This is a genomic window from Vibrio sp. KUL70, assembly GCF_059725515.1.
This window is the reverse complement of sequence record NZ_AP045836.1, coordinates 204,242-217,587: the sequence shown is the minus strand read 5'-3', so window position 1 is coordinate 217,587 and position 13,346 is coordinate 204,242. Positions and strand designations below refer to the sequence as shown.

Below are 13,346 nucleotides of genomic sequence, written 5' to 3'. Positions count from 1 at the left end.
ACTATCGTTATTAATGCTGGATGTGATTTACAATATATTGAATCAATTGGAACTTATCTTAATTGGATTCGTAGTCAGTCTCTTTTAAATTTCTTCCACTAATTCATTCGTCGATTTGGGAAGTTTATCGAGTAAATTAACTCCACACTGTTGGCCAAACTCAATGAGGTCAATAAGCACCCAGTTTTCATGAAGTTTGTCATCTCTTCGAACGTAGAAGTCCATGATGTTCATACCTATTGCACCACCAGTAGGTTGAAAGCCTCTAAACGGTTTGCCTGTGAAGTGACCTTTCAAACTTGGCCAACCAGTAAAGGCTGCCGTTAAACCATCAGCGATACGAGCTCTGTGATAACCGCCGGTACGACCTGGGAAGCTTGCGACCGATGGCCCTTGAGCATACTTTTGAAACTCTTCAAATCCGTAACAAGACCCGACTCCCCACGGTCCATGCCATACCATGTCTTCATGCCAAAAATCAGCCATTCCCATGCTGGCAAGTTGGCTACCCTTTAGTCGATTACAGCCGCCTAGCATATCTTCGACAAGCTCAAGCGTTTTCCTTGATTCATCAGGATCTTGGTCTTCATAACACAAACCATTATCTAAAGCAGGCCCGGGTGCCACCTCACCTCTGCCTTCAAAGGGTGGTAACAACGGGAAACCGGCTTGTGCGGATAGTCCGAGAATGTCAAACAGGCAGCGTATTTCTACAATCTGCTGATCCACGACCTTATAAAACTCGCCAAAGCGAAACCGTACGGGTTGTTTAGCCGGTGGGATACCAACATAAGGCGCTTGCATTGTTCCAACGAACTCCCCTGCTGAAACCACCCAAGTCCCACCTTCAAACTCACCACCTAAAAACAGATAATCTTTGCGCTGTACTTGTGGAAATGTTCTCGCTAATGGCTGGTAAACGCTTTGAAAAACTGCTTCAACTCCGGAGAGTTGTCCAATCGGCTGTGGGCCGTAAAAGTCAACGTCGTTAGAGAAGGCTGCTTTGTTTGGCAGAAGATATTGTGATTCCGGATGAGCGAGATGTTTCCAAAGCTGCTTGATGAGCTTTTTGGCACTTTTTATTGATGGTGAAGTAGACATAGATTTCTCCGAATGGATGTTCGTCTATTGAGTAGAAAAGTTTAATGAAGAATTGATGGATACCTATCCACCGATAAGCTAAGTAATCTTTACTCACTGAACTGCAATTTGTAAACAACTTGTTTCACTGATTGTTGTTTTTATTTATCGGCCATTTCTTTAACTAAGTATCAATAAAAGTAACAAAATCAGCTTATAACCCCATAATTAAACCATGTTATAGACTTAATCTCTAAAAATTTGCTTTTTTCAAGACTGTAATTCAATGGCTATTTTTTGCTCAAAGTCTCATTATTCACAATGTGCCTATTTTTAAATTTGCATTCGTATTCATAATGTGAAAAGTTTTAATGAACTTGTTGCAAATATGTTACTTCGGAGGAAGTGTGGCTAGAATACAACTGAAATCCCTTACTAAGAAGTGGGGAAAAGTCTACGGTGTAAACGACGTCAATCTAGACATTAAAGACCAAGAGTTCGTGGTTTTTCTTGGGCCGTCAGGATGCGGTAAGACAACAACGATGCGCATGATTGCGGGCTTGGAAGACCCTTCAAGTGGGGAAATTCACATTGGAGATCGCGTGGTTAATGAACTTGATCCAAAAGACAGAGACGTCGCAATGGTATTCCAAAGCTATGGTCTGTACCCCAACCTCACCATCTACGAAAATATTCGTTTTCCACTTAAAGTTCGAAAAGTTGATGCTGCGACTCACGATGAAAGAGTTAAGCGTGCAGCAGAAATGGTGGAGTTAGGGGATCTTCTTGATCGTTATCCTAGAGAACTATCGGGTGGGCAACGACAACGTGTAGCCCTCGCACGAGCTGTTGTACGTGAACCTACCGTATTCCTGATGGACGAACCTTTATCCAACCTAGATGCCAAGCTTAGAGTATCAACACGCGCTCAATTGAAGCATCTTCAGCATGAGCTAAAAGTCACCACCATTTACGTTACCCACGATCAGATCGAAGCAATGACACTTGCTGACCGAGTAGTTGTAATGAATGGTGGAGAGATTCAACAAGTAGGTACTCCAACCGAAATTTATAACAACCCCGCCAACGTATTCGTGGCAAGTTTTATAGGCTCACCTGCTATGAACTTGGTCGAAGGCACCATTAAAGACGGTGTCTTTGAAGCAGAGAATATCCGTATCAGTGGCTTAAGCACAGAGGTGACGGGTGACGTTATCTTGGGTTATCGAGCAGAGGATGCGCAAGTTACAGAACATCAAGCACTCAACTCTGTACCGCTTTACAACAGCTACAGCGAACTTGGGTCAGCAGCTCGAAAACGCCAAGAGTTTGAGCCTCAGATTGCGGTCAGCGCACCGGTTTATAGTATGGAACTGTTGGGTGATGCCACAATGGTGACGGTTAAAACGGGAAGTGCACTGTTTGCGGCGAAAGCCGATAAGCATTTCAGAATTGATATCGACCAGCCGATTAGTTTTGAGCTCGATGTCTCGCATTGTCATCTATTCGACAAACAAACCGGTCAAAGAATCTAGTTCTAATCCAGATAAGTATCAGCTTGATGATGGACGCCTTCAACTGGATATATTGAGCTTTTACTTATCTAGATTGGCGGGACGAACAGAAAAATAAAGGATTTTATAATGTTTAAAAGAGTTTTAGCCGCGGTTGCTATTAGTTCATCTTTGCTAGCGACTTCCGCGTACGCTGACTGTGGTTTTACTAACGAGACAGAAGTTAAGTCACTCTCTGCGAGCTTTCAAGCGTGGAAAGTGATCACGAATGAGATGCAAAAATGCGGCAATGTATCTGCTGAATTAGATAATGAATTTAAGATTAAACAACCTGCAGCATTCGCAACTCAACCTTCACTTTATCATATTGCAGGGGTATCAAACGAAACGATTCAACCCCTACTCAATGAAAAAACGATTCGTCCATTAGACGATTTGGTAGCCAAATACGGACAGCATTTATCACCAAATCAATTAATTAAAGTCGATGGAAAAATCATGGCGATTGCGATGATGATTAATAGTCAGCACCTCATCTATCGCCAAGACATTTTGGATCAGCTGAAAATTCCCACTCCGACCACTTACGATGAAGTTCTAGCAGCAGCGAAAAAGATTCGTGACGCTGGGATTATGGAATACCCTTTAACAGGCACCTATAAAACAGGTTGGAACTTAGGGATGGAGTTTACCAATTTATACATGAGTTATGGTGGTCAGTTTTTTGATGAATCAAACCAACCAATGGTGAATAGTGAAGCTGGTAAGCAAACCCTGACTACTATGAAAGCGTTGACAGAATATATGGACCCGGAATATCTCATTGCCGACTCCACGCAGGTTCAAAAGAAGTTACAACAAGACAAAGCTGCCATAGCCAACCTCTGGGCATCACGCGCAAGTGCCGTCGATGATGAAGCCGAATCTTTAGTCGCGGGTAAAATTGCATTTGCCGCCGCACCATCAGCTGTCCCTGGAGGTAAACCCGCTGCTACCTTATGGTGGGATGGCATGACTATCGCCGCCAACATTAGTGATGAAGAAGCTGAAGCCGCATTTCGCACTGCCATATCGACGCTAACACCTGAGATGGCGAACACCAATAGCACAGTGGCGACATGGCTTGTTAAAGGTTACAAACCAAGTAAGTATTCAACGGGTTCAATTGCTAATGCCCAAAGTGGCACACCTGCTTATCCTGCGTCAGTACCTATGGGAATGATGCAAGCAGCCTTAGGTACAACAGTGTCTAACTACCTAGTTGGTGATACATCCCTTGAACAAACCTTGCAAGAAATTGAATCTAAATACCTGACGACCGCTAAGGAATCAGGACTACTGTAAGACTCAAACGCTACCTCGCCGTTTTTTAGAGGTAGCGATTCCATCCCCTGTTCGGTTCTAGAATGAACTTCCGTTTGCGCTTAACTAGCCGCACCGGAGCTAGTATACGCAGGTGATGTCAGGACGACGTACATTTCAGGAGAAAGTAATGCGACGCAGTACCTTTCTGGCATTTATTGCCCCTTCAATTTTTATGATGGTGTTTTTTATTGCCGCACCACTGGTGAGTGTTTTTTGGCAAAGTCTACATGTGACCAAGCCTGTTTTTGAAGAAGTGAAAATTGAAAAGTGCTCCCCAGGCTTTATGGAGCAAATCTGTACCACCGAAATCACAAGCCGACCAACATTTGATAGTGAAGGTAAACCAATTCAAGTTACCGAATTTGTTGGTCTCGATAGCTATCGAGAGATGCTACAGCCAGAACGTGTTGTGGCTGCATTAACCGGAGAAGGTGAAAGCATATCAAGTATATTTTCCATCGACTTCTACAAAGCACTACGCTTTACCCTAACTTTTACCCTCATCACCTTGCCGTTGGTACTTGGTTTAGGATTGGCATTGGCGATTGCGGTTCACAACACCGTTAAATCTTTACGTGGCCCAATTATCTTTATCTCGTTACTGCCGTTTATCATAACGCCTGTAATTGGTGCGCTATCAATCCGTTGGTTGTTTGTCAGCGATGGTATTTTGAGTGCAGGGATTAATCATTTGCTGGGTTATGAGTTTGCGATGTTTGCACAATCGTGGACCATTGAAATACTCATGATGTTTTATCGTGTATGGCATGTGGCTCCTTTTGCTTTCATCATTTTCTATGCCGGGTTGCAATCAGTCAATCAAGACACATTAGATGCTGCGATTGTTGACGGTGCTTCACGCTGGGAACGCACACGCTCCGTCATTATTCCCCACTTAATGCCGCTCATTATTTTCGTTTCGATGGTGCATTTAATGGATGCATACCGAGTGTTTGAAGAAGTGATCGGGTTTAGCAGTGAAGCTCATGTGATTTCATTGCAGTGGCTGACGTTTGACCTACTCACACCGGACAACACGGGTAACCGTTCGATCTCGCGTGCTTCAGCTTCTTCCATGCTGACTCTAGTAGGCATTGTATTGCTGCTGATTCCAGTACTACAACGTACTTGGCGCGATCACAAACGTAGTTAGTCTAGAAATTAAAGGATTTAATTCATGATTATTTCAGAAGTACCACGAGCGTTTCGTCAGCCTCTTAGCTTGAAATTGACCACGAATACACTTTTAGCAGCCTGGGTTTTAATTGCTTCCTTCCCATTGGTATGGATAGCAGTAATGTCGTTCAAACTACCAATGGATTCATTTGCCAATAATCCATTACAAGTATTGATGGGTTTCGAAACCTTGCAGAGTGTCGGTGGAATATCGACATTTCAAGTGATGCTTTGGGCAAGCTTTGCCTACCTTGTGTTCAAAGCGCCAGCCAAGTATGGTACCAAGTTAGTGGACTATTTATCGACCAGAAGTGACACACCACGTCCACAGTGGATAAGCTATTCACTTGCTTCAGCTGTGTACGTTCTAGCGATTGTAATCGGAGCATTTGTTGTGATTCCTGCTGTGAACTTTATGGCGACATTTACGCTCGGATCGATCCCTTTCATTGGTGGTCTAGTAGAACCGATCATTGGTTTTACTTGGCAACACTATCAAGCAGTATGGCTAGAAAATGGCTTTTACAATCAATTTACGAACTCAATGATTGTTACAGCGGGTGTCGTTTGTATATCGCTATCGATAGGTACACTAGCAGGCTATGCGTTGTCCCGTACCAATTCAAACTTGGCTTTCTGGCTTTTGATAATCGCCTTGATCTTACGCGCGCTGCCTCACTCAGTACTCGTTGCGGGCTACTTACCAGCATTTATCAATTCAAGCGAGATCTTAGCACCGCTATGGGAGAGCGCTTGGACAGGATGGTTCTTCGGACTGTTTAGCGACGCTGCGCCAACACTTTATGGTAAACCAATGGCGATTATTATTGTGCTTGTCGCCATCAACCAACCATTCACAATTTGGATGTTACGCTCATTTTTCCAAAATATCCCGCAAGATCTCGACGAGGCAGCAATGGTCGATGGTTGTACTCGCTTTGAAGCCTTCCGACGTGCTGTACTTCCGGTCGCCTGGCCTGGAATCATAACTGCAGGGCTATTCTCGTTCCTATTGGGGTACAACGATTTCCTTGTAACCTCGCTACTGTTGGACGCCCAGTCACAAACTATGGTGCCAGCAATCAGCCAATATTTTAATCGAGAAACCACAATGACAGACCAAGTAGAGGCGGTTGCCGCTGCGGTGTCAATTACAGCACCTCTCTTCTTGTTGGTTATCGTGTTCCAAAAACAGATTGTATCGGGCCTAACTCAAGGCGCAGTTAAAGGTTAATAATAACGGTGGAAAAATATTGAAATGAAAGGCTTTAATCCTAAATGGAAAGATTTTCCAGATTACATTATTGGTGTAACGAAAGAGATTTGGGAAGATCGTGGTGTGCATACACTAAAACACTATTATGCACCCGATATTATCGTTCGTTCACCAGCTTCAGTAGTACAAGGCAATGAGGGCGTCATTGCAGCGACAATGTCGACTTTAGCTGAATTACCCGATCGCCAACTCTTTGGAGAAGATGTCATTTGGACAGGTACTCCCGAGCAAGGCTTGCTTTCATCACACCGTTTGTTGTGTACCGCAACACATAGCCATGCGGGAGCTTATGGTGCACCTACGGGAAAATTAATTAAGTACAGAATTTTAGCGGATTGTCACGCTATTAACGATCAGATTAATGATGAATGGTTGGTGAGAGACCAAGGTGCTATAGCGCTTCAACTTGGGAAAAAGCCAATGGAGTACGCAAGCGAACTCATTGAATTGGAGGGTGGACTGGAGCGCTGTGTTCAGCCCTTTACACCTGAGATAGATGTTCAAGGACCATACCAAGGTGCCGGCAATAAAAGTGAATGGGGTGAGGCGTATCGAGATACGTTGACACGCCTCATGCACGCCGAGTTTTCGGTGATTCCAACGGTTTACGACCGAGCTTGTATCGGTGAATACGCTAGCAATCGAACCGCACTATCGCATGGCGAAATAGACCATTTCTGGTTGAGCTTGCGCTCGAGCCTACCCGACGCTGAGTTCAAGATTGAGCACGTGATGGGCAATGACGATCCGATGATGTCGCCAAGAGCAGCTATTCGTTGGTCGTTGCAAGGTACTCACAGCGGTTACGGTTTACTTGGTAAACCAACTCAGCAGCCAGTGTACATAATGGGGATCTCTCATGCCGAGTTTGGACCTTGGGGTATTCGCCGCGAGTACACCTTAATTGATGAGGTAGCGATTTCCAAACAGATTTTACTTGGGCTGGGTTAAAACGGCTCAATGTGAAAACAGCTTCAACTGGGAGAGGTAATACTCTCCCTGTCGCTGATGATTCGCACAAACGCTCACTTCCACAGAACTTTTACTCCCACAATCCATTAACTTCCACAAACTTAATACTTTCATAAACTTGAGACGAGAAAGGGATATGTCTAAATTTCAAAATGCAAAACGTATTGTTCGAGCCTACTTTGACGCTATTGAACAAGCAAGTCATGAAAACGTGGTCAATGTACTTAAGGAACATACCTCTGAAGACTATGTTTTTCGCGGCGTCTACCCATTCCGAGAGCAAGAGGGTGCGCAGGCAGCGGCAGAGGTATTTTGGTCGCCACTAATGAAATCAATAACGCGCATGCAGCGTCGCCAAGATATTTTCATTGCTGGCGAAAATGAAGTTGAGAGCGATGAAGTTTGGGTTATGAGTATGGGCCATTTTATGGGACTATTTGACGCCGAGTATTTAGGGATTCGCCCAACAGGGAAAATCATGAATATCCGCTATGCAGAATTTAGCTGCGTAGAAAATAACAAGATAACAAAAACAGGTCTGTTCATTGATTTATTGGGTGTAATGGATCAAGCCGGCTGTTATCCACTACCTCCATCTACAGGACGCCACTTTGTTTATCCGGGGCCAAGAAATCATGATGGTTTACTGTTTGAAGATGCTATACCGGAAGAAGGCGTTCAGACACTAGCGCTTGTGAACCAGATGGTAGATGACCTTTCAACACTGAATGAAAGTGGTTCTATGGGCTGCCCCCCTGAGGTTTTAGAGAAAACATGGTCTAAAGATATGCTCTGGTATGGACCTTGCGGAATTGGTGCAACTTATACAATTCCGCGTTATCAACAACAGCATCAACTGCCATTTCGACAAAACCTTAAAGATAAGACATTTAATGGGCACGTTTGTCGATTTGCCGAGGGGAAATTCGCCTGTTTCTTTGGTTGGCCTAACCTATCCAACACACCGATAGGTGGTTTTTTGGGTATGACGGGCGGCGAAACGCGAGCTCATATGCAAGTCGTGGATGTGTATTATCGAGAAGACGATAAGCTGTCAGAGAACTGGGTTCTGATCGATCTCCCATACTGGTTAAAACAGCAAGGGTTAGATGTACTCGAACGAACGGCTAGTATTATGAACCCTAGTTACTAAATAAAAGTGCTAAATAGAGAGTCAGAGCAACAAAAAGCTTGCTCTGAGCTTCACTATCACAGGCTTAAATGATTCACTAAGAACGTCGTTGTTTAAATGTATGTGCAATGACCGACCTAGAATTACGAAAGCCTGTGAAATCAGTCGCGTGAACGATGGTGAGATAAGTACGACAAGTTACTGACGTTTTCCAAATATGCTCAAGTGAAAAGCCAGGTCATCAATCGATAATAATTACCTTCACTAAAATACTCTCTTGAATAGTCAACTTAGAGTAAAGACATTTAGTTATAGTGCGTTAGTTCGCATTTATCGTCTCAGTTATTTATTCAATTTGATTATTTGTTAAGGCGTTTAGGTCATAGCCAGAGACTTATTAAGATACCTACCAAGCATAACCTATGAGTGTAACCGTTCATTCGTGGCTTTTTCTCAGTAGACTGATTGAAACATGCTTTTCCTCATTTATAACGAAAACTCATCTGTTTTAAAGAGTTACACGAGCAAGACCCAATTCCTACGGTATACTAATCATAGTAGTTTCACCAACAAACATGCCAATACATAGGAGGTTGCGTGTCAAAGAGTTTTAACCTTGAAGATGCCGGACAAATTTTTGTTGGCGCATTTGCTCTCGCTGTGCCTATCTCGTTTTCTGAGGAAGCCTGGCAGTTAGGAGAAAGTTTACCTACGACCAACCTAGCGTTACTTTCTCTCCTATCATGCCTGTTCTTATCAATTTATGCTTTTGAGAGTGTTTACCAAAGAAATATCAGCGGCAGAGTCATAGAATTTGTATTGCGTATCACGATTGCCTATATATTGACCATGATGGTCGTCGCTCTGGTACTACTGTGCATTGATAAACTTCCTGTACTTGATTCTCCTTTGGTCGCGTTAAAACGAGTCATCGTTATCACCATGCCAGCATCAATGGGCGCCATTATTGTTGATGGTTTTGATAAGGAATAAATGTGGTTTCAATGACCAACTTCCCAACCCAGAGCTTCGAGAGACAACGCAAACAAATCATCTGGTTTGGGAATGCCAGTCTTATAACAATGAAAAGTCGAACAACAGCTAGAGCGCCACGCACATTGGGGTATTTGAAATCGGATCGCGGAAAACTTTCGCATTCAAATCAAAAACATCGTCAAGCAACGCCTCCGTTATCACATGATCAGGTGCCCCTTCAGCCACAACACGGCCCTGCTTTAAGACCACTAAATGATCGCAGTAACGACACGCTTGATTCAGGTCGTGGAGCACGACAACCACCGTTTTACCTTTGTCATTCATTTTTTGCATTAAACTCATTAGCTCGACTTGATGGGACATATCTAAATATGTAGTAGGCTCATCAAGCATTACGATGTCCGTATCTTGTGCAATCACCATTGCGATCCATGCTCTCTGCCTTTGACCTCCGGACAATGATTCAACCGGCTGGTCAGCATACTCAAGTACACCTGTATCACGCATTGCTTGTTCGACAATGATTTGATCGTCTTTACCTAACTTTCCCCAATGTGAAACATAAGGTGAACGGCCATACTCCACCAATTTTCTAACGGTAATACCTTCTGGACTAACTAGAATTTGTGGCAAAAGTGACAAAGAACGCGCGAGCACTTTATCGCCATAACTTGATAGCGGTTTACCTTCAAACAGCACCTGCCCTGACATTGGTTTATTAATTCTTACCAAAGTTTTTAACAAGGTTGACTTACCACATCCATTGGGACCTATTAGCGCGGTAATCTTCCCTTTAGGGATTGAAACCGTGAGGTTTGGGATGATCGTTTTTTTGCCGTATGCAACCGAAAGATTTTGCGTTTTTAGCATGGTTACCAACCTCGATAACGATGAAGAAGAAAAATGAAATAAGGTGCACCAATCACTGACGTAAGCACGCCAGCTGGCAGCTCTATTGGAGGGTTCAAGCCCCTAGCTAACGCATCTGCAACAGTCACTAAAATGGCCCCAAGTAAAGCCGATGCCGGAATTAACAATTTATGATTATGCCCAAACAATAAGCGGGCTAAGTGCGGAGCCAATAATCCAACGAAACTGATCGTTCCTGCCACTGAAACGCTGACGCTCGCAAGTAAGACAGCAGCCAACAATGCAAGAATCTGAATCTGTTTCGGCTTAATGCCCAATGTAGTCGCACTTTCCTCACCCATCCCTAACACATCCAAACGCCAAGCAAGCCAAAGTGCCAATGGCAGTAGTAAAACCAACGCTCCCCAAATAAATGGGACTTGCTGCCAATTCCTCCCCCAAAGACTCCCTGTTAACCACACCATAGCGGTGTTGATCTCAATAGGGTTCGTGACGAGTAAGAAGTCAATACAACTTGCTAGAAACGCGCTCACTGCAATACCGATCAGTGCCAGTTTGGCCGGTGTTGGTTTAGACCACCACGCCAAAAAAGCAATCAATCCAGCTGCAACCACACCGCCGAACATCGCAAATATCGGAAGTAAACTCACTGATGCATTAGGTAACCACACCAAACTCGCGGTAGCGGCCAGGCCAGCTCCAGCGCTAATTCCCATCAGATCAGGAGACGCTAGGGGATTGCGTATTACCCCTTGTACTAACACGCCTGAAAGACCTAACCCTGCCCCCACACTGACCGCGAGTAACATACGTGGTAACCGATACTGCTGTATAACAAAATCATCACTAGAAAAAGCGATTAGGTTCTGTATCACTTGAATACTAGAGACTGATGCTGCCCCAACAAACAAACCAGAAAAGGCTATCAATATGAGTAACCCAAGCAACAACCATACTTTCGCGTTATGATGCATTAAGACTTCCTCGTCGCAATGAGAATAAAACAAGGCGTCCCGATCAAAGCGGTAATGACACCAACGGGCGTTTCAGTCGGAAAAGCAATCGCTCTTGATAAGGCATCTGACCAAGATACCAACGCAGCCCCCGCCATTGCGGAAACAGGTATCAACACATAGTAGTTGTACCCAAGCATAGGTCTGACTAGATGAGGAACTAGCAACCCGACAAAACCAATCGGTCCAGCAATAGCAACACTTGCACCAGCCAACAAAACGATGGTCACACTACAAATAAATCTAGTAAGACGGATATTGCTGCCCAGACCAACCGCTACTTCTTCACCAAGCGCAAGTAGATTGAGATTACGCGCCAGACTCATCGCTAACCCTAATCCGATCATTGCAGGCGGCCACAGCACTTGCCATTGATCATCGTCCACGGTAGATAACGAGCCGGTAAGCCAATGCAACACGCTATAAGCCATGTCGTCAGCAAGAATCAGAGCGGCTCGAGTCAACCCGATTAACAAGGCTGTAATGGCAATCCCCGCCAAAACCAAACGCAATGGATGGGAACGAGCAGAAAAAAAGCCGCCGAGAATCATCACAGCACCACCACTTAACGAAGCTCCGATAACGGCATTGAGAATTGGATTCAGCTCACTGATAATAGGCACACCTATCGCCGCTAAAGCCATAAAACAGGCCGCACCAGAATTAATCCCAAGAATAGAAGGAGATGCGAGAGGGTTTCGTGTTAACCCCTGCATCAGTAAGCCTGCGACGGCTAAACTCGCTCCAATTAATAACCCAGCGTAAGCTCTTGGTGCTCTTAGAGTCGCGAAGATTTGATGAGTCATGTTGCTCGTATCAAACGAAAACCAGTAACCTATTAAATCAGTCAAAGTTAGGGAAAAGTTAGACCATCCGAGCATTGAGGCCGCATAGCCAGATAGCATCAAACACAACACTAACAACGTAAATACAGCGGCTCGCCACGGCAACATTGGCAAATTGCGCTCACTTCTTGAGAACAACATTGCTCTCATGATCTATCCAGAATCTGTTCTAGATTTTTTGCCATCTGCTCAGCCGCTAACATGCCACGATTTAACGACCAAAGGGCTGGCGACACTTCAACAACTTGCTTGTCTTTTACTGAAGTAAGTAGGTCAAACAAAGGATTTTTCTGCCAATCATTGACTACATTAGGGTGTGAATAAGCCCCTAAAAGTAACCAGTCAGGGTTGGTCTTCAACAACAATTCAAAGCTAGTTGGCAAATATGCCTTTTCAGTGGACTCCTCAATTGGACTCGCAATACCTAATGTCGTCAGCACGCCTCCAGCATAAGACGCAGGGCTATGCAGCCACATTCCTTTATCTGACACGACAGCAAATTGTATGGTTTGCTTTAGAGAGAATCGGCTCTTGAAATCAAGCATAGATTGTTGATGCTGTTGAATTCTTTGCTCCATAACTGATTGCTTATCAAGAGCAACACCAATCTTGACCGCTGACTCTAAGTTTTCGTGATAAGTTTCACCTCGGCTTTTTAGTAGTAATGTCGGCGCAATTCGCTGTAGATCTTGATAAACAGTACGGTGACGTTCAGCATCTGCGATAATCAAATCAGGCTTTAGAATAGCGATAGCTTCTAAACTAGGTTGAGATCGCATACCAACAGACTGCCAAGGATCCACTAGCTCTCGTACCGCAGGAATCACACGTGTCGCGTCATTGTCATCAGCGACACCAACAGGGGAAACGCCTACCGCCGCTAATGCATCTACAAATGAGAACTCTAGTACAACGATTCGCTGTGGTGTAGCACTAATTTCGAACTGACCTTGTTCATCTTGAATCACCCTTGTTATTGCAAAGCTAGAGAATGAGATTAAGCACGCCAACAAAGCGAAACCTACCCATAAACTATTGATTGCGCATCGTGCGTTCGTCGAAACTGATTGAGAGTCATTTCTCATATTAAATTATCCTCTAACGCTA

The 13,346-nt window shown here is 44.2% G+C and carries 12 protein-coding genes; 7 read left to right on the top strand and 5 right to left on the bottom strand.

Going from position 1 to position 13,346, the window contains the following annotated elements; translation table 11 throughout:
- Nucleotides 1-84 precede the first annotated feature (84 nt).
- Nucleotides 85-1,101 (bottom strand): nuclear transport factor 2 family protein, encoded by a 1,017-nt coding sequence (locus AC6I7V_RS20870; RefSeq protein ID WP_498012421.1) that lies wholly within the window; start codon nt 1,099-1,101, stop codon nt 85-87.
- A gap of 386 nt (nt 1,102-1,487) precedes the next feature.
- On the opposite strand from AC6I7V_RS20870, the gene AC6I7V_RS20865 reads away from it, so the two are divergent.
- The 7 genes from AC6I7V_RS20865 (at nt 1,488) to AC6I7V_RS20835 (ending at nt 9,508) form a co-directional block, all read left to right on the top strand.
- Entirely contained in the window at nt 1,488-2,615 is a 1,128-nt protein-coding gene (locus AC6I7V_RS20865; RefSeq protein ID WP_255232927.1) for an ABC transporter ATP-binding protein, read from the top strand.
- Between the two features lie 108 nt (nt 2,616-2,723).
- Nucleotides 2,724-3,938 carry an ABC transporter substrate-binding protein gene (locus AC6I7V_RS20860; protein ID WP_498012420.1) on the top strand — a complete coding sequence of 405 codons (1,215 nt, stop codon included), beginning with the start codon at nt 2,724-2,726 and terminating at the stop codon, nt 3,936-3,938.
- Nucleotides 3,939-4,086: 148 nt separating this feature from the next.
- Nucleotides 4,087-5,112: a carbohydrate ABC transporter permease gene (locus tag AC6I7V_RS20855; RefSeq protein WP_255232925.1), complete on the top strand. Its 1,026-nt coding sequence runs from the start codon at nt 4,087-4,089 to the stop codon at nt 5,110-5,112.
- A gap of 24 nt (nt 5,113-5,136) precedes the next feature.
- Complete coding sequence (locus tag AC6I7V_RS20850) at nt 5,137-6,369, top strand: carbohydrate ABC transporter permease (RefSeq protein ID WP_498012419.1); 1,233 nt, start codon at nt 5,137-5,139, stop codon at nt 6,367-6,369.
- An 18-nt stretch (nt 6,370-6,387) separates the two neighbouring features.
- On the top strand, nt 6,388-7,362 hold the full coding sequence (locus AC6I7V_RS20845) for a nuclear transport factor 2 family protein (protein WP_498012607.1): 975 nt from the start codon (nt 6,388-6,390) through the stop codon (nt 7,360-7,362).
- Between the two features lie 157 nt (nt 7,363-7,519).
- A complete protein-coding gene (locus tag AC6I7V_RS20840) occupies nt 7,520-8,536 on the top strand; it encodes a nuclear transport factor 2 family protein (protein WP_498012418.1) in 1,017 nt (338 codons plus the stop codon).
- Nucleotides 8,537-9,112: 576 nt separating this feature from the next.
- Nucleotides 9,113-9,508 (top strand): DUF2391 family protein, encoded by a 396-nt coding sequence (locus tag AC6I7V_RS20835; RefSeq protein WP_255232922.1) that lies wholly within the window; start codon nt 9,113-9,115, stop codon nt 9,506-9,508.
- A 108-nt stretch (nt 9,509-9,616) separates the two neighbouring features.
- On the opposite strand, the gene fecE is transcribed toward AC6I7V_RS20835, so the two are convergent.
- From fecE to AC6I7V_RS20815, 4 genes are read right to left on the bottom strand one after another with little or no spacing between them, the layout of a single operon-like run.
- A complete protein-coding gene (gene fecE / locus AC6I7V_RS20830; protein ID WP_498012417.1) occupies nt 9,617-10,381 on the bottom strand; it encodes a Fe(3+) dicitrate ABC transporter ATP-binding protein FecE in 765 nt (254 codons plus the stop codon).
- Nucleotides 10,382-10,383: 2 nt separating this feature from the next.
- Nucleotides 10,384-11,355: a FecCD family ABC transporter permease gene (locus AC6I7V_RS20825; protein ID WP_498012416.1), complete on the bottom strand. Its 972-nt coding sequence runs from the start codon at nt 11,353-11,355 to the stop codon at nt 10,384-10,386.
- Nucleotides 11,355-12,389, bottom strand: coding sequence for a FecCD family ABC transporter permease (locus AC6I7V_RS20820; RefSeq protein ID WP_498012415.1), 1,035 nt, complete (start codon nt 12,387-12,389; stop codon nt 11,355-11,357). The genes AC6I7V_RS20825 and AC6I7V_RS20820 overlap by 1 nt, the downstream gene beginning before the upstream one ends.
- Entirely contained in the window at nt 12,386-13,324 is a 939-nt protein-coding gene (locus AC6I7V_RS20815; RefSeq protein WP_498012414.1) for a Fe(3+) dicitrate ABC transporter substrate-binding protein, read from the bottom strand. Before AC6I7V_RS20815 ends, AC6I7V_RS20820 begins: the two co-directional genes overlap by 4 nt.
- Nucleotides 13,325-13,346 lie beyond the last annotated feature (22 nt).

Bases quoted from the DNA above. Each gene is read 5' to 3' on its own strand.
- AC6I7V_RS20870 (WP_498012421.1), bottom strand. From the start codon at position 1,101: ATGTCTACTTCACCATCAATAAAAAGTGCCAAAAAGCTCATCAAGCAG.
- AC6I7V_RS20860 (WP_498012420.1), top strand. From the start codon at position 2,724: ATGTTTAAAAGAGTTTTAGCCGCGGTTGCTATTAGTTCATCTTTGCTA.
- AC6I7V_RS20855 (WP_255232925.1), top strand. From the start codon at position 4,087: ATGCGACGCAGTACCTTTCTGGCATTTATTGCCCCTTCAATTTTTATG.
- AC6I7V_RS20850 (WP_498012419.1), top strand. From the start codon at position 5,137: ATGATTATTTCAGAAGTACCACGAGCGTTTCGTCAGCCTCTTAGCTTG.
- AC6I7V_RS20840 (WP_498012418.1), top strand. From the start codon at position 7,520: ATGTCTAAATTTCAAAATGCAAAACGTATTGTTCGAGCCTACTTTGAC.
- fecE (WP_498012417.1), bottom strand. From the start codon at position 10,381: ATGCTAAAAACGCAAAATCTTTCGGTTGCATACGGCAAAAAAACGATC.
- AC6I7V_RS20825 (WP_498012416.1), bottom strand. From the start codon at position 11,355: ATGCATCATAACGCGAAAGTATGGTTGTTGCTTGGGTTACTCATATTG.
- AC6I7V_RS20820 (WP_498012415.1), bottom strand. From the start codon at position 12,389: ATGAGAGCAATGTTGTTCTCAAGAAGTGAGCGCAATTTGCCAATGTTG.
- AC6I7V_RS20815 (WP_498012414.1), bottom strand. From the start codon at position 13,324: ATGAGAAATGACTCTCAATCAGTTTCGACGAACGCACGATGCGCAATC.